17 protein-coding genes are annotated in these 17,455 nt (G+C 60.3%); 6 read left to right on the top strand and 11 right to left on the bottom strand.

Translation table 11 applies throughout. The features are described from left to right. Nucleotides 1-22 precede the first annotated feature (22 nt). The 3 genes from ABFB52_RS19035 to ABFB52_RS19025 all read left to right on the top strand — a co-directional run bounded on the left by ABFB52_RS19035 (nt 23) and on the right by ABFB52_RS19025 (nt 2,544). Nucleotides 23-787 (top strand): enoyl-CoA hydratase-related protein, encoded by a 765-nt coding sequence (locus ABFB52_RS19035; RefSeq protein WP_129972684.1) that lies wholly within the window; start codon nt 23-25, stop codon nt 785-787. Nucleotides 788-907: 120 nt separating this feature from the next. After that, the gene (locus tag ABFB52_RS19030) at nt 908-2,002 is read left to right on the top strand and encodes a catalase family peroxidase (RefSeq protein ID WP_129972685.1); all 1,095 of its coding nucleotides are present in this window, start codon (nt 908-910) and stop codon (nt 2,000-2,002) included. Beyond that, nucleotides 1,999-2,544, top strand: a complete 546-nt coding sequence (locus ABFB52_RS19025) for a cytochrome b (protein ID WP_011335009.1) — start codon at nt 1,999-2,001, stop codon at nt 2,542-2,544. The genes ABFB52_RS19030 and ABFB52_RS19025 overlap by 4 nt, the downstream gene beginning before the upstream one ends. Nucleotides 2,545-2,551: 7 nt before the next feature. On the opposite strand, the gene ABFB52_RS19020 is transcribed toward ABFB52_RS19025, so the two are convergent. Continuing rightward, on the bottom strand, nt 2,552-3,760 hold the full coding sequence (locus ABFB52_RS19020; RefSeq protein ID WP_129972686.1) for an MFS transporter: 1,209 nt from the start codon (nt 3,758-3,760) through the stop codon (nt 2,552-2,554). A gap of 146 nt (nt 3,761-3,906) precedes the next feature. Next, entirely contained in the window at nt 3,907-5,058 is a 1,152-nt protein-coding gene (locus ABFB52_RS19015; RefSeq protein WP_129972687.1) for a M14-type cytosolic carboxypeptidase, read from the bottom strand. 97 nt (nt 5,059-5,155) lie between these two features. Between ABFB52_RS19015 and ABFB52_RS19010 the strand changes: the two genes are divergently transcribed. Next, complete coding sequence (locus tag ABFB52_RS19010; protein WP_129972688.1) at nt 5,156-5,374, top strand: hypothetical protein; 219 nt, start codon at nt 5,156-5,158, stop codon at nt 5,372-5,374. A gap of 163 nt (nt 5,375-5,537) precedes the next feature. On the opposite strand, the gene ABFB52_RS19005 is transcribed toward ABFB52_RS19010, so the two are convergent. Continuing rightward, on the bottom strand, nt 5,538-5,876 hold the full coding sequence (locus tag ABFB52_RS19005) for a DUF3077 domain-containing protein (RefSeq protein ID WP_039767517.1): 339 nt from the start codon (nt 5,874-5,876) through the stop codon (nt 5,538-5,540). Between the two features lie 129 nt (nt 5,877-6,005). Here ABFB52_RS19005 and ABFB52_RS19000 point away from each other — a divergent pair, with 129 nt between their 5' ends. Next, nucleotides 6,006-6,662 (top strand): LexA family transcriptional regulator, encoded by a 657-nt coding sequence (locus ABFB52_RS19000; protein WP_129972689.1) that lies wholly within the window; start codon nt 6,006-6,008, stop codon nt 6,660-6,662. 39 nt (nt 6,663-6,701) lie between these two features. Here ABFB52_RS19000 and ABFB52_RS18995 read toward each other — a convergent pair whose 3' ends face one another. From ABFB52_RS18995 to ABFB52_RS18980, 4 genes are read right to left on the bottom strand one after another with little or no spacing between them, the layout of a single operon-like run. After that, nucleotides 6,702-8,651, bottom strand: a complete 1,950-nt coding sequence (locus tag ABFB52_RS18995; protein WP_129972690.1) for an acetyl/propionyl/methylcrotonyl-CoA carboxylase subunit alpha — start codon at nt 8,649-8,651, stop codon at nt 6,702-6,704. Next, nucleotides 8,651-9,466, bottom strand: coding sequence for a gamma-carboxygeranoyl-CoA hydratase (locus ABFB52_RS18990; protein ID WP_129972691.1), 816 nt, complete (start codon nt 9,464-9,466; stop codon nt 8,651-8,653). The genes ABFB52_RS18995 and ABFB52_RS18990 overlap by 1 nt, the downstream gene beginning before the upstream one ends. A 13-nt stretch (nt 9,467-9,479) precedes the next feature. Further along, nucleotides 9,480-11,087 carry a carboxyl transferase domain-containing protein gene (locus ABFB52_RS18985; RefSeq protein WP_129972692.1) on the bottom strand — a complete coding sequence of 536 codons (1,608 nt, stop codon included), beginning with the start codon at nt 11,085-11,087 and terminating at the stop codon, nt 9,480-9,482. 12 nt (nt 11,088-11,099) lie between these two features. Beyond that, a complete protein-coding gene (locus ABFB52_RS18980; protein ID WP_129972693.1) occupies nt 11,100-12,263 on the bottom strand; it encodes an isovaleryl-CoA dehydrogenase in 1,164 nt (387 codons plus the stop codon). 201 nt (nt 12,264-12,464) lie between these two features. On the opposite strand from ABFB52_RS18980, the gene ABFB52_RS18975 reads away from it, so the two are divergent. Then, nucleotides 12,465-14,162: an AMP-binding protein gene (locus tag ABFB52_RS18975; protein WP_129972694.1), complete on the top strand. Its 1,698-nt coding sequence runs from the start codon at nt 12,465-12,467 to the stop codon at nt 14,160-14,162. Nucleotides 14,163-14,213: 51 nt separating this feature from the next. Here ABFB52_RS18975 and ABFB52_RS18970 read toward each other — a convergent pair whose 3' ends face one another. The 4 genes from ABFB52_RS18970 to ABFB52_RS18955 all read right to left on the bottom strand — a co-directional run bounded on the left by ABFB52_RS18970 (nt 14,214) and on the right by ABFB52_RS18955 (nt 17,426). Further along, a complete protein-coding gene (locus ABFB52_RS18970) occupies nt 14,214-14,573 on the bottom strand; it encodes a DUF6124 family protein (protein WP_096822298.1) in 360 nt (119 codons plus the stop codon). A gap of 88 nt (nt 14,574-14,661) precedes the next feature. After that, entirely contained in the window at nt 14,662-15,027 is a 366-nt protein-coding gene (locus ABFB52_RS18965; protein WP_102687163.1) for a DUF6124 family protein, read from the bottom strand. 1,068 nt (nt 15,028-16,095) lie between these two features. Further along, a complete protein-coding gene (locus ABFB52_RS18960; RefSeq protein WP_129972695.1) occupies nt 16,096-16,995 on the bottom strand; it encodes a hydroxymethylglutaryl-CoA lyase in 900 nt (299 codons plus the stop codon). 29 nt (nt 16,996-17,024) lie between these two features. After that, nucleotides 17,025-17,426 carry a MerR family DNA-binding transcriptional regulator gene (locus ABFB52_RS18955; protein WP_039767497.1) on the bottom strand — a complete coding sequence of 134 codons (402 nt, stop codon included), beginning with the start codon at nt 17,424-17,426 and terminating at the stop codon, nt 17,025-17,027. Nucleotides 17,427-17,455: the final 29 nt, after the last annotated feature.

The following is a 17,455-nucleotide window of genomic DNA, read 5'->3' as shown; positions in this document are numbered from 1 at the left end:
TCCGCTATTCAAAGAGATTGCGATGAACCTATTGATTGAACGACACGGCCCCGTGGTACTGATCCGCCTCAACCGCCCGCACGCACGAAATGCGCTGGATACATCACTGATGCGCGAATTGCTGGAGGCCTTGCAACCGCTGGACAGTGATCCGGGTGTCGGATGTTTCCTCATCACCGGTACCCGGGATTATTTCGCTGCCGGAGCCGACATCAAGGAGATGTACGAAAAGTCCTGCCTGGAAATGATCGAGGAAGACCATTTCGCCGGCTGGGATGCGTTTGCCGCTCTGCGCACGCCAAAAGTCGCGGCGGTGGCGGGCTTCGCATTCGGAGGAGGATGTGAATTGGCAATGATGTGCGACGTGATCGTGGCGGCCGAGTCCGCGAAGTTCGCATTGCCGGAAATCACTCTGGGGGTGATGCCGGGCATGGGCGGTACGCAACGCCTGACCCGGTTGATTGGCCGCGCAAAAGCCATGGACATGATACTGACCGGTCGCACACTGTCCGCCCGTGAGGCCGAACAGGCAGGGTTGGTGTCGCGTGTGACAGACGCCGATCACCTGTTGGAGCAGGCCATGGACATTGCACAGCGCATCGGCGGATTTCCCCGCACGGCGACACGGGCTGCCCGGGAAGCGGTGGACCGGGCGTCAGAGTCGGGATTACGCGAGGGCATTCTGTTTGAACGACGCTCGTTTCACGGCCTGTTCGCGACACCTGGACAGAAGGAGGGCATGCAGGCGTTTCTGGAAAAACGCGCGCCGCGTTTCGATCAGATTTAGCCGGCCGCGATTGGACTCCGACGCCACTCCATGAAAGAAACTACAGTTCAGAGGGAATAATCCTACGAGGCGTGCGTCTCATAGCACCTTTCCCTATGGCCGATGGCCCTGGAGTCTTTCATGGTTGATCGCAGCTCACCGCCCGGCGGGCCTCAACGCCCGCCACTGAGTGCCGCGAACCTGGTGTTGCGTCTTGGCGGAATCGCCGTAGTGGTCGCAGCCCTGGCCGGGGCGTTTGCCTACGTCCATGGTTCATTTGACCCACAACGCCTGACGCCAAAAGCGTTGGTCGATGTGCTGGAAAAGAACAACGGCGTGCATCCCGGCTTTCGCCGCAATCACGCCAAAGGTGTTTGCGTGATCGGACATTTCGAGAGCAGCGGCGAGGCTCGCGCGTATTCTGTCGCGCAAGTGTTCAATGAGCCGCGCACGCCGGTGGTCGGGCGCTTTGCGTTGCCAGCCGGCAGTCCGTATGCGCCGGACAGCGCCGTACCGATCCGCAGTCTGGCGCTGCGTTTCACTCAGGCAAACGGCCAGCAGTGGCGCACCGGGATGAACAGCATGCCGGTGTTCCCGGTCGGCACGCCCGAGGCGTTCTATCAGTTGCAGCAGGCGCAATCGCCGGATCCTGCCACCGGTAAACCGGATCCGACCAAAGTGCCGGCATTTTTTGCCTCACACCCGGAAGCCGTACCGTTTCTGACCTGGATAAAAACCGCCAAACCGTCGGCCAGTTACGCGACGGAAACCTACAACAGCGTCAACGCGTTCTATCTGGTGGATGCCAGCGGCAAGAAGCAAGCGGTGCGCTGGAGCATGACGCCTCTGGCCCAGGACGCTGCCGGTGCGACTGCGCCTGAAGGTAGCGATTTCCTTGAGAAAGACTTGGTGCAGCGCCTGGCCGAAGGGCCGCTGCGTTATCAGTTGAACATCACCTTGGCCAATGCCGACGATCCGGTGAACGATGCGAGCAAGACCTGGCCTCCCGGTCGCAAGGTGTTGAACGCCGGCACCCTGGTGCTGGAAAAGACCCAGCCGCAACTCAGCGGCGAATGCCGTGACATCAACTACGATCCGCTGGTGCTGCCGGCCGGCATTCAGGGTTCCGACGATCCGTTGCTGGCCGCGCGTTCGGCCGGTTACGCCGATTCCTACCTGCGTCGCACCAGCGAAGTCAGCCAACTGCCAACCGGCAAAAAGGAGGCTCGCCCATGAGCACGCAACCGACTCATTTCAATCCGCTGGCGCGCTTGCTGCACTGGCTGATGGCGTTGATGATCATCGCGATGTTGTTCATCGGCGCCGGCATGGTGACCTCGGTGTCGGCGCGGCATGAATGGTTGATCAATCTGCACAAACCATTGGGCATCGCGATACTCGCTTTGGTGATCGTGCGCATTCTGGTGCGACTGGGCACTCGCCAGCCGCCGCTGCCGGCGGATCTGCCGGGCTGGCAGGTGATGGCGGCCAAGGCCTCTCATCTGTTGTTGTATGCGCTGATGTTGGTGTTGCCGCTGCTGGGCTGGGCGATGATCAGCGCGGCGGGGGATCCGGTGATGCTCGGCACGTCCCTGCAATTGCCGTCGATCGTGCCGGCGGATGCGCAGGTATTTGCGTTGCTGCGCAAGGCTCACGGGTATCTGGCGTATCTGCTGTTCCTGACCGTGCTGCTGCATTTGGCGGCGGCGCTGTTCCATGGCTGGGTGCGCCGCGACGAGGTGCTCGACAGCATGCTGCGGGGACGCAATCGCGGTTGATCGTGTGTCAGTCCGACGTGGCGAGGGCGCAAGCCGCCTCGCCACGTTTCCGGGTGGCCAGCGTTCGCCACCAGTACAGCAACGCGACCATATTGATTGCGGCACCCAACCCGCAGACGCCCGGCCATCCTGCCCAGGCGTACATGGCCGTCGAGGCGATTGAGCCCAAGGCGCTGCCAATTGAATAAAACAGCATGTAACCGGCGGTCAGTCGGCTCTGCGCCTCTGGGCGGACGCTGTAGATCATGCTCTGGCTGGTGACGTGCACGGCCTGCAAGCCCAGATCCAGAGTGATGACGCCAAGCAGTAGTGCCCATAATGAAGTTTGGGTGAGTGCGATCGGCAACCACGAGCCCAGCATCAGCAGCAGCGACAGACCGCTAACCCATTGCCCCCATCCTCGATCCGCCAGGTGTCCGGCTCTGGCGGCGGCGAGTGCACCCGCCGCGCCGGCGAGTCCGAACAATCCGATCTCACTGTGGGAAAGCGACAGGGGCGGGGCGGCCAGCGGCAACACCATCGGCGTCCACAGCACCATGGCGCTGGCGAAGGTGAGCAGGGCGAGGATCGCCCGTTGGCGCAGCACCGGTTCTTCACGAAACAGGCTGAACACTGAGGCGATCAATGCCACGTAATGCGTGGTCGGTCGTGCTTCTTCCTCCTTGGGCAACACCCGAAACAGCAACACAGCCATCACCAGTGTCAATCCCGCTGACAGCAGATAGATCGAGCGCCAGCCGGCCAGATCAGCCATGCCGCCGGCCACCGTGCGCGCCAGCAGAATGCCGACGACGATGCCGCTGGTGATCACGCCGACCACCTTGCCACGTTGCGCAGGGACGGCAAGGGTCGCGGCGTAGGCGACCAGAACCTGGGTGACCACGGCCAGCAGGCCGGTCAGGGTGACGCCGATCAGTAGCCAGGCGCTGTTCGAGGCCAGAGCGATCATCAGCAAGGCTGCGGCGGACAACAGCGTTTGCGTGACGATCAGCCGCCGGCGGTTGAGCAGATCGCCGAGGGGTACGAGCAATAACAGTCCGAAGCCGTAACCGACCTGAGTCAAGGTCATGACGATGCCGATGCTGCCCGGCGACATCTCGAAGGCTTCGGCCATCGCATCCAGCAGCGGCTGGGCGTAATACACGTTGCCCACCGCGAGGCCGCAAGCGATGGCGAAGAGCAGCACGACACCTTTATCGAGTGTTGCAGTTCTCATGTCCCGGTTCCTTTCAGGTTTCAAGTTGAAACTTGAATGACGGTAAGTAATCCGGTTTTGATTTGCAACCTGATTGAGTAAAAGTCGGCGCAAAAAAAAGATCGCAGACAGGCTGCGATCTTTTTTGAAGCGAAACTCAGGGGCGATCAGCGCAGGGTGTCGACCATGTCCGCGATGGTGGTCAGCACGTCCTTGCCCAGTTGCTTCGAGCGCTTGCCCGACCAGCCGGTGAGCGGATTCGGCGCATCATCGTGATCCTTGAACGGCATTTCCAGGGTCAGCGACAGGCAGTCGAACTTCTGGCCGACGCTGTTGCAGGCCAGGGTCATGTTGGCCTGGCCCGGTTCATCGCGGGTGTAGCCGTACTTGGTCTGGAAATCTTTGGTGGTGTGCTTCAGGTGGCTGCGGAAGTGTTCTTCGAGTTTCTCGATCCGCAGGGTGTAACCCGGATTGCCTTCGCAGCCGGCGGTGAACACGTGGGGAATTTCTTCGTCGCCGTGTACGTCGAGGAACAGATCGACGCCGTACTTTTCCATTTGCTGTTGTACGAAAAGTACTTCGGGGCTGACTTCCTGACTGGCGTTCTGCCAGGCGCGGTTCAGGTCCTGGCCCATGGCGTTGGTGCGCAGGTGACCGTGGAAGGCGCCGTCCGGGTTCATGTTCGGCACCAGGTACAGATCGGCGCTGGCCAGCAGTTTGTTCAGCACTGGATCGTCATGATGTTCCAGGCGTTCGATCACGCCTTCCATGAACCACTCGGCCATGTGCTCGCCGGGATGCTGCTGGGCGATGATCCAGATCTTGCGGCGACCTTCGGCGCCAGTGCCTTTGCGCAGCAGTTGAATGTCGCGGCCTTCGACGCTTTTGCCAGTGGCCAGCAGTTCGGTGCCGGCCTTGGTCAGCGCCTGCTCGATCAGCCAGTCATGACGGCCACGGCTGTAGGGCTCGAAGTAGGCGAACCAGGCGTGGGTCTGCTCGGCTTCGAGGCAGAAGCGCAGGCTGTCGCCTTCGAATTGGGTCGGAATGCGGAACCAGTTGACGTGATCGTAAGAGGCGACCGCCTGATAGCCGGTCCAGGCTTTGTTGTAGGAGGACTGACTGGCGTTGACCAGACGGAACCAGTGTTCCTGATGAACGTGCAGGCCGCTGGCCTTGAAGTGGAACCACTGGAAATGGCCGCTGCGGGTATCTGGCCGAATTGCCAGAACCGGGTTGAGCGGATTGCTGATGTCGATGACTTGGATGTTGCCGCTGTCGAAGTTGGCGCTGATGTCGAACGAAGATTTGGCCACGGTCATAATCGGTTCCTGAATATGATTTTTATGGCGGCTACTTTACACGCAAGACAGGGGTGAAACCGAGGGAAATTGCGGGTTGTGGCGGGGGGCGTCTTCCGTGACGCGGATGCAGCTTAGTGGCTGTGCGATTGATTCTCAAGTGCTAATTGGCATTACTTTGCCCCAATGCGGCCGGGGTCCGCTTGCCAAGCAATATTCTTTTGATATCATCCGCGCCATTGAATTTGCGGCACCTACAGACTTCATTAGCCTGAAGACACAAGCCAGAAAACTGGCAAAAAAAAGACCCGGCAAAAAGCCGGGTCAAAAACCGTGATTAGCCTGATGAGGAGATAGTCCAGAAGACCGACCTAAGGTCTCTGGTCCATCGACTGATCTTGCGACCAGTTGCTTGCAATAATAATCATTATCATTTGCAAGTCAAATGTTTTTATCTGCGCGATTGGAAAGTTCTTTCCTGTCCGTCCGAACTCCCGTCTTCAGCGAACCGCGCCATCGAGCGAGTGATCGACCATCGCTCGTGCCATGTCCACCATGTGCACGACTGAAAACGCCAGATCCCGATTGACGCCCTGTAAGCCATCCGCAGCCTTGAACGCCGTGGCTGCTGCGCATCGCAGCAGGTCGGAGGCGTGGACCAGGGATTCTTCGCCACTCAGATTGCTGTTCACGCCGAAGAAGCGTTCCTCTGCATCCGGTTCTGACACAGCTGGTTTCAAGTAATAGTCCAACGCCCGTTGCGCAGCGGCACACCCTTGCGGGGAGGTGAAGGTTGTGTCCATTTGCAGGTCGGGCAAGTCTTTGCTGGTGATATTCATGGGGAAAGGTCACTCCTTGGTCGATTCAAATCCGTGACCCAAGAATAGTACTATCAGTATTTGTGACCAGAATTTAAATACTACAATATGTGTTTTGCCGGCCGCAGGCGTCCACGTATGGTGCCGCACATGGATAAATGGATTGAGTTGGTCAAGGCCAAAATGAGTGAACTCAACGTCACTCAAGTCGAACTCGGCGAGCGCGTCGGCATGTCTCAGGGCGGTATCGGCCATTGGCTGAACAAGCGCCGCGAGCCCGGCATCACGCAGATGAACCGCGTGCTGAAAGCGCTGGGTATGGAGTATCTCGAAGTCGCGGTGGTGATTCGTGAGCCGCAGGTCGATGCGGATGACGAAATGCCTCTGGCGCAGAAGTACAACCCTTACTTTCGCTATCCGGTCAGCGAGTGGAATACGCCGGTCGAGGCCCGCGAGAGCCAGCCAGCGTATTCGAGTGCCAAGGACAAGCGACGTTTCGAACTGACGGATTACCACGCCCGTGGCCCGGCGTTCTGGCTGACGGTGACGGGTAACGCGATGACCGCACCGACCGGGCAGAGCATCGGCGAAGGGATGATGATCCTGGTGGATCCGGCGCTGGAAGCCGAGCCGGGCAAACTGGTGATCGCCCAGTGGCCGGACAGCGACGAGGCGATTTTCCGCAAGCTGATCGAGGAGGGCGGCCAGCGTTACCTGGTGCCGCTCAATCCGACCTGGCCGAAAGCCTTGTTGACCGAAGAGTGCCGAATCATCGGCGTCGTGGTTCAGGCAACGGCCAAATACTAGTCAGATCGATCCTCGCGAAGCGTAGGATCGATCCACCTTTCAAGCTTCCTCCAACTCGACCAGTGCGCTGCCTTCGCTGACCATTTCGCCTTCCTGGCAATACAGCGCCTTGATCACGCCGGCATGGGGCGCGCGGATGCTGTGCTCCATCTTCATCGCTTCCAGCACCACCAGTTGCGCGCCGGCTTCAACCGCTTGCCCGGCCTCCACCAACACTCGAACGATGCTGCCGTTCATCGGCGCAGTCAGACCGCCCTGATGGCTGTGACTGGCTTCGACAGCGCTGATCGGGTCATACGTTTCAACGCGTCGCAACTCGCCGTCCCATTGCAGAAACAGAACCTCTCCACGACGAATCGCCCGCAGCTGCCGACGCAGCCCGTCGTGCTCGAGTATCAGTTGTTCACCGATCAGTTTTGCACTGCCGCCAGCACCGAGCGTCAACGCCCGATCCTGCCCCTCGCAACTCAAATGAAGTGCGATTTCACGAGGCAACCCCGCGCGCAAACCACTGTGTAGCGCCCAAGGCGAAGCCGGATCATCCGCCCGAGCTGTCTCCGGCAGGCTCTGCGCAAAAGCCTGCGCCGCCGCATTCCAAAATTCATCGCTCAGCGCAGCAGGTGTTGGCAGCAACTGATCCTGATAACGCGGAATGAACCCGGTATCCAGTTCCGCCGCCGCAAACGCCGGATGCCCGATGATCCGCCGCAGGAAGTTGATGTTGGTCTTCAACCCGCCAATCGCAAACTCGTCGAGCATGCTCAGCAGCCGTAAACGCGCCTGCTCACGATCTTCGCCCCAGGCAATCAGCTTGCCGAGCATCGGGTCATAGAACGGCGAAATCTCATCGCCTTCCTCAACACCGCTGTCCACACGGCGCCCCGGTCCTGCGGCGGATTCTCGATACAGATCCAGACGCCCGGTCGCCGGCAGAAAATCATTCGACGGATCTTCCGCATACAACCGCACTTCAATTGCATGCCCGTTCAGCGGCACTTGATCCTGAGTGATCGGCAACGCTTCGCCACGGGCGACGCGAATCTGCCAGGCCACCAGATCGAGCCCGGTGATGGCTTCGGTGACCGGGTGTTCGACCTGCAGTCGCGTGTTCATCTCCATGAAGAAAAACTCGCCGCGAGCGTCCAGCAGAAACTCCACCGTGCCGGCGCCGACGTAGCCGATGGCCTGCGCCGAACGCACCGCCGCTTCGCCCATCGCTCGACGCAGTTCCGGGCTCAAACCCGGTGCCGGCGCTTCTTCGACGACCTTCTGGTGCCGGCGCTGGATCGAGCAGTCGCGCTCGTTCAGGTACAGGCAATTGCCATGCTGATCGGCGAATACCTGGATTTCCACGTGGCGCGGCTTGAGCAGGTATTTTTCCACCAGCATCCGCGAATCGCCGAACGATGACTGCGCTTCACGCTGGGCCGAGGCCAGCGCTTCAGCCAACTGGCTGACGTCCTCGACAACTTTCATACCTTTACCGCCACCGCCAGCGGTGGCCTTGAGCAGCACTGGATAACCAATGCGCTCGCAAGCATCGCGGAAGGTGTCCAGATCCTGAGCTTCGCCGTGATATCCCGGAACCAGCGGCACGCCAGCAGTTTCCATCAGGGCCTTGGCGGCGGATTTGCTGCCCATCGCGTCGATGGCCGAGGCGGGCGGGCCAAGGAAAATCAGGCCGGCGGCTTCAATGGCGCGAGCAAAACCAGCGTTCTCCGACAGAAAGCCATAACCCGGATGAATCGCCTGAGCGCCGCTGGCCTTGGCCGCTGCGATCAATTTATCGATTTGCAGATAGCTGTCGGCCGCTTTGCTGCCGCCCAGATCGACGCGGATATCCGCTTCACGGCTGTGCCGCGCTTCACGGTCGGTGGCGCTGTGCACGGCGACGGTGGTCAGGCCCAGCGCCTTGGCGGTACGCATGACCCGGCAAGCGATTTCGCCACGGTTGGCCACCAGCAGGGTGGTGAGAACAGGTGCGCTCATCAACGCGGCTCCTTGGTGGTGGTTGCGGCTTGCCAGCTCGGTGGACGTTTCTCCAAAAACGCCCGCAGACCTTCCTGGCCTTCCGGGCTGACACGGATGCGGGCGATGGCGTTCTCGGTGTAACGGCGCAGGGCCGGGGTCAGCGCGCCGTTGCCGACCTCACGCAGCAGATCCTTGCTGGCGCGCATGGCGGCGGGGCTGTTGAGCAGGAGGTTGTCGATCCATTGCTCGACTTTCTGTTCAAGTTCGGTTGCCGGATAGCTTTCCGATAACAAACCGATTTCCCGCGCCCGCTGCCCGCCGAATCGCTCAGCCGTCAGCGCATAACGCCGCGCCGCGCGCTCGCCGATGGCTTGCACCACAAACGGACTGATCACCGCCGGCGCCAGGCCAATACGTACTTCCGACAGGCAGAACTGCGCATCATCGGCGCCAATCGCCATGTCGCAGCAACTGATCAGACCCAGCGCGCCGCCGAACGCCGCGCCTTGCACCACGGCCACGGTCGGGATTTTCAGTTTGGCGAGGTTGTACATCAGCTCCGCCAGTTCCCGGGCGTCGTCGAGGTTGGAGTGGTAATCGAGTTCGGCCGATTGCTGCATCCAGGCCAGATCCGCGCCAGCGCTGAAGTGTTTGCCGCGTCCGCGTACCAGTAAAAAGCGCAGGCTGGCATCGCTGGCGACCTTGTCCAGCGCCAGGATCAGTTCGCGGATCATCTCGGCGTTGAACGCGTTGTTCTTTTCTTCGCGGCTCAGCCACAGGGTTGCGAAACCCCGTGGATCGCTGTGCAATTCGAGGGTGTTGAAGTCGCTCATGAGGTTCTCCCGATCACATCCGGAACACGCCGAAGCGGCTCGGTTCGATAGGTGCGTTCAACGACGCGGACAAGGCCAGGGCCAGCACATCGCGGGTCTGCGCCGGGTCGATGACACCGTCGTCCCACAGCCGTGCGCTGGAGTAGTAGGGGTGACCCTGCTCTTCGTACTGGTCGAGAATCGGTTGCTTGATCTCGCTTTCCTGTTCCGCACTGAACGCCTGACCGCTGCGTTCGGCCTGCTCGCGCTTGACCTGAACCAGCACGCCGGCCGCCTGTTCGGCGCCCATCACGCCGATCCGAGCGTTCGGCCACATCCACAGGAAGCGCGGATCGTAGGCCCGCCCGCACATGCCGTAGTTGCCTGCGCCGAAGCTGCCGCCGATGATCACGGTGAATTTTGGCACCTTGGCGCACGCCACGGCGGTCACCAGTTTGGCGCCGTGTTTGGCGATGCCGCCGGCTTCGTATTTCTGGCCGACCATGAAGCCGGTGATGTTCTGCAGGAACAGCAGCGGGATGCCGCGCTGGCAGGCCAGTTCTATGAAGTGCGCGCCTTTTTGCGCGGCTTCGGCGAACAGGATGCCGTTGTTGGCGAGGATCGCGATCGGGTAGCCGTGCAGATGAGCGAAACCGCACACCAGCGTCGTACCGAACAAAGCCTTGAATTCATCGAACACCGAACCGTCGACCAGTCGCGCAATAACTTCGCGCACATCGAACGGCTGCTTGGCGTCCGCCGAAACCACGCCGTACAACTCATCGCTGGCGTACAGCGGCGCAATCGGCGTGCGCTGCTGCACTTCGCCAAGCTTGCGCCAGTTGAGGTTGGCGACGCTGCGGCGGGCGAGGGCGAGGGCGTGCTCATCGCTTTCGGCGTAATGGTCGGCGACCCCGGAAATCCTGCAGTGCACATCGGCCCCGCCGAGATCTTCGGCGCTGACCACTTCACCGGTCGCGGCTTTCACCAAGGGCGGGCCGGCGAGGAAGATCGTCGCCTGATTGCGCACCATGATCGCTTCGTCGGCCATCGCCGGCACATAGGCGCCGCCGGCGGTGCAGGAACCCATGACCACGGCAATCTGCGGAATGCCCATGGCGCTCATGTTGGCCTGGTTGAAGAAGATCCGCCCGAAGTGCTCGCGATCCGGAAACACTTCGTCCTGACGCGGCAGGTTGGCGCCGCCCGAGTCCACCAGATAGATGCACGGCAGGCGATTCTGCTGGGCGATCGTCTGGGCACGCAGGTGTTTCTTCACGGTCAGCGGGTAGTACGAGCCGCCTTTCACCGTCGCGTCGTTGGCGACGATCATGCATTCGACGCCTTCCACGCGGCCAATGCCGGCAATCACGCCAGCGGCCGGCACGTCTTCGCCATACACGGCGTGTGCAGCCAACTGGCTGATTTCCAGAAACGGCGAGCCCGGATCGAGGAGGCGGTTGATGCGTTCACGCGGCAGCAGTTTGCCGCGCGAGGTGTGACGTTCCTGAGCTTTCGCGCCGCCGCCCTGAGCCACTTGGGCGAGCAGGGTGTGCAGGGCGTCGACTTGTTCGAGCATCGCCGCGCTGTTGGTGGCGAACTCCGCTGAACGGGGGTTGAGCTGGGTATGCAGGATAGCCATGGACAGCTCCGTTTAGCGGGTTTCGTTGAACAGTTCGCGACCGATCAGCATGCGACGGATCTCACTGGTACCAGCACCGATTTCGTACAGCTTGGCGTCACGCAGCAGACGACCGGCCGGGAATTCGTTGATGTAGCCGTTGCCGCCAAGAATCTGGATCGCATCCAGGGCCATTTGCGTGGCGCGTTCGGCGGTGTAGAGGATCACGCCGGCAGCGTCCTTGCGGGTGGTTTCGTTGCGCTCGCAGGCCTGGGCCACGGCGTAAAGGTAAGCGCGGCTGGCGTTGAGTTGGGTGTACATGTCGGCGACTTTGCCCTGGATCAGCTGGAATTCGCCGATGCTCTGGCCGAACTGCTTGCGGTCATGGATGTACGGCACGATCAGGTCCATGCACGACTGCATGATCCCGGTCGGGCCACCGGACAGCACGACGCGCTCGTAATCGAGGCCGCTCATCAGCACTTTCACGCCGCCGTTGAGCACGCCGAGGATGTTTTCCTCCGGTACTTCGACATCATCGAAGAACAGCTCGCAGGTGTTGGAGCCGCGCATGCCGAGCTTGTCGAACTTGTTGCTGCGGCTGAAGCCTTTCCAGTCACGCTCGACGATGAATGCGGTGATGCCGTGCGGGCCTTTTTCCAGGTCGGTCTTGGCGTATATCACGTAGGTGTTGGCGTCTGGGCCGTTGGTTATCCAGGTCTTGCTGCCATTGAGGACGTAGCGGTCGCCGCGTTTATCGGCGCGCAATTTCATCGAGACCACGTCGGAACCGGCGTTCGGCTCGCTCATCGCCAGAGCGCCGACGTGTTCGCCGCTGATCAGCTTCGGCAGGTATTTGGTTTTCTGTTCGTGGTTGCCATTGCGGTTGATCTGGTTGACGCAGAGATTGGAGTGGGCGCCGTAGGACAACGCCACGGAAGCCGATCCACGGCTGATTTCTTCCATCGCCACCACGTGCGCCAGGTAGCCCAGACCAGCGCCGCCGTACTCTTCCGGCACGGTGATCCCGAGCAGGCCCATGTCACCAAACTTGCACCACAGATCGGCAGGGAACAGGTTGTCGCTGTCGATCTGCGCGGCACGGGGGGCGATCTCCTTGGCGACAAAGGACTGAACCTGATCGCGCAGCATGTCGATGGTTTCGCCGAGGGCAAAGTTCAGGGATGGGTAGCTCATGGGTCACCTTTTGGCTTTTTTGTAGGGTGGGGAGAAGGGCGTTTCAGTTCTCACCTTTACGTTAACGTAAGCCTGTGACGAATGGCTGTCAATCACCCTTTACGTTAACGTCAACTTGAGCGAGAGTAGAGCCAGTTCTGAATGGTCGGAGCTGCCGCAGCTCCGTTCCAACACCCACTAATAAAGACAATAGGGGTCGTCATGGATCAACCCAGTGCAAACCCGCAGCGCAGCTATACCCGTGGTTCCCAGAGCAAAGCCTTGCTGGCGATGACCATCGGGCAGAAGTTCGACGAGACCGTCGCGCAGTACCCGGACGGCGAGGCGCTGGTGGTGCGCCATCAGCAGCTGCGTTACACCTGGCGGCAACTGGCCGACGCGGTAGACGTGCATGCCAGAGCGCTGCTGGCGTTGGGTTTGCAGACCGGTGACCGACTTGGCATCTGGGCGCCGAACTGCGCGCAGTGGTGCATCGCTCAGTTCGCCACCGCGAAGCTCGGCGTAATCCTGGTCAACATCAACCCGGCCTACCGCAGCTCCGAACTCGAATACGTGCTCAAGCAATCCGGCTGCCAATGGTTGGTCTGCGCCGGGGCGTTCAAGAGCTCCAACTATCACGGCATGTTGCAAGGCTTGCTGCCGGAACTGGCCGAGCAATCCATCGGCGAACTGCGCAGCGAGCGCCTGCCGGAGTTGCGCGGCTTGATCAGCCTCGATCCGCAGCCGCCTTCGGGTTTTCTCCCGTGGTCGCAACTGGCCGATCTGGCCGCCAGTGTCTCGCCAGCACAATTGCGTGAACGCAGCGACAGCCTGCACTTCGATCAGCCCGTCAACATTCAGTACACCTCCGGCACCACCGGTTTCCCCAAGGGCGCGACCCTCAGTCACTACAACATCCTCAACAACGGTTACATGGTCGGCGAAAGTCTCGGCCTGACCGCTGCTGATCGCCTGGTGATCCCGGTGCCTCTGTATCACTGCTTCGGCATGGTCATGGGCAACCTCGGCTGCATCACCCACGGCAGCACCATGATTTACCCCAACGATGCCTTCGATCCGCTGCTGACCCTGAGCACCGTCGCCGAAGAAAAAGCTACCGCGCTGTACGGCGTGCCGACCATGTTCATCGCCATGCTCGATCAGCCACAACGTGCCGAATTCGACCTGTCGACCCTGCGCACCGGGATCATGGCCGGCGCGACTTGCCCGATCGAAGTGATGCGACGGGTCATCAGCGAGATGCACATGAGCGAAGTGCAGATCGCCTACGGCATGACCGAAACCAGCCCCGTGTCCCTGCAGACCGGGCCATCGGACGAGCTGGAACTGCGTGTCACCACCGTCGGACGTACCCAGCCGCAACTCGAAAGTAAAATCATCGACGAGGCCGGCAACCCGGTGCCACGCGGCACCATCGGCGAACTGTGCACCCGTGGCTACAGCGTGATGCTCGGCTACTGGAACAACCCGCAGGCCACCGCCGAAGCCATCGACGCGGCAGGCTGGATGCACACCGGCGACCTGGCGAGCATGAACGACGAGGGTTACGTGTGCATCGCCGGCCGCAACAAGGACATGATCATCCGTGGCGGCGAAAACATTTACCCGCGTGAACTGGAAGAGTTCTTCTTCACCCACCCGGCGGTGGCGGACGTGCAGGTGATCGGCATTCCATGCTCGCGTTACGGCGAGGAAATCGTCGCCTGGATCAAATTCCACCCCGGCCACAGCGCGACCGAACAAGAGCTGCAAGCGTGGTGCAAGGAGCGCATCGCCCACTTCAAGACGCCGCGTCATTTCAAGTTCGTCGAGGAATTTCCGATGACGGTGACCGGCAAGATCCAGAAATTCCGGATGCGTGAGATCAGTATCGAGGAGTTGCGTAGTAACGAGGGCTGACGATTAGAGCTTTCGAAGCCAAGGCGCGGACCCTGGCTTCGAAAGCAGCGCTTATTGCTTTACTTCTACATTTTCCAACGCCTGATTCACCGCCAACTCCCCCAACATCACCACTTGCGCAATGCCCAGCAGAGTCTTGCGGTTCGGCCCTTCCAGCAGGCCGGCAAAGTCACCGAGCATGACCGTGGCTGAAGCCAGGGATTCGCAGGCGTTGGCCAGCAAGGACTCCGTGTCGGTTTGCGGGTTGACCATGAACATGTCGTTGGGGGTGTAAGGCGTGGCCATAATCTGGGCTGCGGGGGTCAAGTAATAGTCGAGGGCGCGTTCGGCGGCGTCGTGGAGCTTTCTTGAATCGGGAAATTCGTAGGGGGACACCGGATCTTCTAACGGTGGAATGACGGTCTTGGACATCAGCTGGAACTCCGGAAAAGAGTCGCTTGAGGATTTTTATCGACGGCTGCCAGGCAGTGAGGGGACAAGCCCCTCACCGGGGCGGCAACTACCGCGAGACGTGATGGTTGTCCAGCACACGATTGACCAGCAGCTCACTCAGCATGATGACCTGCTGCAGTATCTGCATCGCCTTGCGCTGCGACGGATCGACGGTGTTGCCGAGATCCCGGGCCATGTCACTGGCCGACGACAGCGTTTCGCACGCTTCGACCAGCAGCGTTTCGTCATCCATCGTTGGATTGACCAGGTAGATCTTGCCCGGCTTGCGCGATGGCTTGGACGTCTTCTGCGCCCCAGGATCGAGGTAATGATTGATCGCCCGCTCGGTTGCCGATTTTATGTTTTCGGCTTCCAGTGCGGCGTCGTAGGGGATTGAATCGGTATCTGGTGGGTTTGGTGTGGCTTTGAACATACGTGTAACTCCTATCGCAGATCTCAAGGAGCCATCACCCACGCTACCAAACGATGGGTGGCGGCCATACGCGGGTTGGTAGACCGGCTGCAATAGGAACCCGGCGCTCACGAATGAGCCCCACGCATGACCACCATAAAACAGAGCCCCCAAAAGGGCCTGCATACGGTGTTGCCATACAGCTATTACAGACGGGCTACCAAACCCGATCACTGTTTTTCAGTGACAGGGAAACGATATAGCCCACCCCATAGCCGCGTAAGCCGGCGGATTCTGGCGTACGCGTAGGCAACGACGCAAGGTGTTGTAGCCCTTATGGCGTAACGGTTCGTGTACTTTAAACGCGCATGCGGCGTCGTGTTTACACACAGCGAAAGCCGTGAACCCACCGTGTTTTTGTTGGGATTACTTGTATGTGGGGCTGGATGTTGAGGCACGGCATCAATTGCCTTATTGAGATCATGCCGAGTAAGCGCTTGCAGGAAGATCGAGATGGGGGGAGTTCCGTCGCGGACAATTTCAGAACACCAGACAGCACAAAGGGGAGCCGAAGCTCCCCTTTAATTTTGTCGTCGCGTGCTCTTTTTTATTATTGAGGGGCGGTCTGTTGTTGTTTTTGGCAACCGTGGCCCTTTACCGCTGTTTTTTGGCGACCCCCATCCGGGGTCAAGAGCAAACGTATTTTTTTGAGCGCTGATCTGCTTTCTCGTCTAGCGATCCAACCGATTCGGGAGCTACCTGAAGGTAGTTTTATTGTTCTCTGCCCGGTTGCGGGTCATTCCAAGGAATACCCTGAAAAGCACACCTTCTCCAAAAAAATCTGTTAGCTGCGTCTCTGCCGTGTTGTTTTTGTTATGTCAGAGTCGGTACGTCTTATTTTTATTGGTTTGCTGCTTTTTATTCTTGTTATGCCATAGAGATAGCAGAAGCCGTGCCAACTTTTTAAAACCCTTGTAAATCAAGGGCTTGAGATTTTTGAAGGATTTATCCTTCAGGCAAAACCAGACAATTTGTTTCCGTGTTACTCGCTTGTGCCCACGTTTCGCGCTCGGCGGTAACACCATCCCCTCACTGTGCGCTGCGAGCCTTGGCCACGCGCGAACCGGTCGGGCGGCCCAGCACGGAGCTGATCTGCTGGCCGGCGGCAATCAAGGCGTCGAGGTCGATACCGGTCTCGATGCCCAGGCCGTTGAGCAGGTACACCACGTCTTCGGTGGCGACGTTACCGCTGGCGCCCTTGGCGTACGGGCAGCCGCCGAGGCCGGCGATCGAGCTGTCGAACACCGCGATGCCTTCCAGCAGGCTGGCGTAGATGTTTGCCATGGCCTGGCCGTAGGTGTCGTGGAAGTGGCCGGCGAGTTTCTCTCGCGGCACCTGCTTCGAGACCACTTCGAACAGCCGGCGGGTGGCGCCCGCAGTGCCGGTGCCGATGGTGTCACCCAGCGACACTTCGTAGCAGCCCATCGCGTACAGCTCGCGGGCGACCATGGCCACTTGTTCCGGGGCGACCTCGCCTTCATAAGGGCAGCCGAGCACGCAGGACACGTAACCGCGCACGGTAACGCCGTGCTGTTTCGCCGATTCCATGATCGGCGCGAACCGCGCCAGGCTTTCGCTGATCGAGCAATTGATGTTGCGCTGCGAGAACGCTTCGGACGCAGCGGCAAACACCGCGACTTCCTTGACCCCGGCGGCCAGCGCATCCTCAAAACCGCGCAGGTTCGGCGCCAGCGCGCCATAGGTCACGCCGGGCTTGCGCTGGATCTGCGCGAATACATCAGCGGAACCGGCCATCTGCGGCACCCACTTGGGCGAAACGAAACTGCCGACTTCTATATAGCCGAGGCCGGCGGCGCTCAGCGCGTCGACCAGTTGCACCTTGTCGGCGACGCTGATTGGCTGGGCTTCGTTCTGCAGGCCGTCACGGGGGCCGACTTCAATCAGGCGTACTTGGGAGGGGAGGGACATGGCGTTGACCTGTTGTAATTGTCGGGAGGCTACTGCGCGACTTGCTGACTCTTGAGCGTCTGCTCCAGCGCCTGCACACAGCGTTCTTCGGCGGTGTCGAGTTCCAGCTTCATCTGTTCGATGTCCAGCAGTTGCTGTTCAAGCTGTGCCCGGCGCTCGCTGATTTTCGCCAGCATGCTGTTGAGTTGTTTGGTGTTACCGCTGGAAGGGTCATAGAGCTCGATCAGCTCGCGGCACTCGGCCAGGGAAAAACCGATACGCTTGCCCCGCAGGATCAGCTTCAGGCTGACCTTGTCGCGTGGCGAATAGATGCGTTCCTGGCCTCGGCGCTCAGGGCTGAGCAGGCCTTGTTCTTCATAAAAGCGGATCGCCCGGGTGGTGATGTCCAGCTCGCGGGCGAGGTCGGAAATGCTGTAGGTCTGGCTGCTCATGAAAGCGCTCGAAGAAGGGTCTTGGCGCT

Source organism: Pseudomonas sp. 9.2(2024) (assembly GCF_039695385.1).
Classification (GTDB): Bacteria; Pseudomonadota; Gammaproteobacteria; order Pseudomonadales; family Pseudomonadaceae; genus Aquipseudomonas; species Aquipseudomonas paraglycinae.
This window is presented reverse-complemented; position numbering and strand designations above follow the sequence as displayed.

Coding starts and splice junctions, on each gene's coding strand:
- ABFB52_RS19035 (WP_129972684.1), top strand. CDS start 23: ATGAACCTATTGATTGAACGACACGGCCCCGTGGTACTGATCCGCCTC.
- ABFB52_RS19030 (WP_129972685.1), top strand. CDS start 908: ATGGTTGATCGCAGCTCACCGCCCGGCGGGCCTCAACGCCCGCCACTG.
- ABFB52_RS19025 (WP_011335009.1), top strand. CDS start 1,999: ATGAGCACGCAACCGACTCATTTCAATCCGCTGGCGCGCTTGCTGCAC.
- ABFB52_RS19020 (WP_129972686.1), bottom strand. CDS start 3,760: ATGAGAACTGCAACACTCGATAAAGGTGTCGTGCTGCTCTTCGCCATC.
- ABFB52_RS19015 (WP_129972687.1), bottom strand. CDS start 5,058: ATGACCGTGGCCAAATCTTCGTTCGACATCAGCGCCAACTTCGACAGC.
- ABFB52_RS19005 (WP_039767517.1), bottom strand. CDS start 5,876: ATGAATATCACCAGCAAAGACTTGCCCGACCTGCAAATGGACACAACC.
- ABFB52_RS19000 (WP_129972689.1), top strand. CDS start 6,006: ATGGATAAATGGATTGAGTTGGTCAAGGCCAAAATGAGTGAACTCAAC.
- ABFB52_RS18995 (WP_129972690.1), bottom strand. CDS start 8,651: ATGAGCGCACCTGTTCTCACCACCCTGCTGGTGGCCAACCGTGGCGAA.
- ABFB52_RS18990 (WP_129972691.1), bottom strand. CDS start 9,466: ATGAGCGACTTCAACACCCTCGAATTGCACAGCGATCCACGGGGTTTC.
- ABFB52_RS18985 (WP_129972692.1), bottom strand. CDS start 11,087: ATGGCTATCCTGCATACCCAGCTCAACCCCCGTTCAGCGGAGTTCGCC.
- ABFB52_RS18980 (WP_129972693.1), bottom strand. CDS start 12,263: ATGAGCTACCCATCCCTGAACTTTGCCCTCGGCGAAACCATCGACATG.
- ABFB52_RS18975 (WP_129972694.1), top strand. CDS start 12,465: ATGGATCAACCCAGTGCAAACCCGCAGCGCAGCTATACCCGTGGTTCC.
- ABFB52_RS18970 (WP_096822298.1), bottom strand. CDS start 14,573: ATGTCCAAGACCGTCATTCCACCGTTAGAAGATCCGGTGTCCCCCTAC.
- ABFB52_RS18965 (WP_102687163.1), bottom strand. CDS start 15,027: ATGTTCAAAGCCACACCAAACCCACCAGATACCGATTCAATCCCCTAC.
- ABFB52_RS18960 (WP_129972695.1), bottom strand. CDS start 16,995: ATGTCCCTCCCCTCCCAAGTACGCCTGATTGAAGTCGGCCCCCGTGAC.
- ABFB52_RS18955 (WP_039767497.1), bottom strand. CDS start 17,426: ATGAGCAGCCAGACCTACAGCATTTCCGACCTCGCCCGCGAGCTGGAC.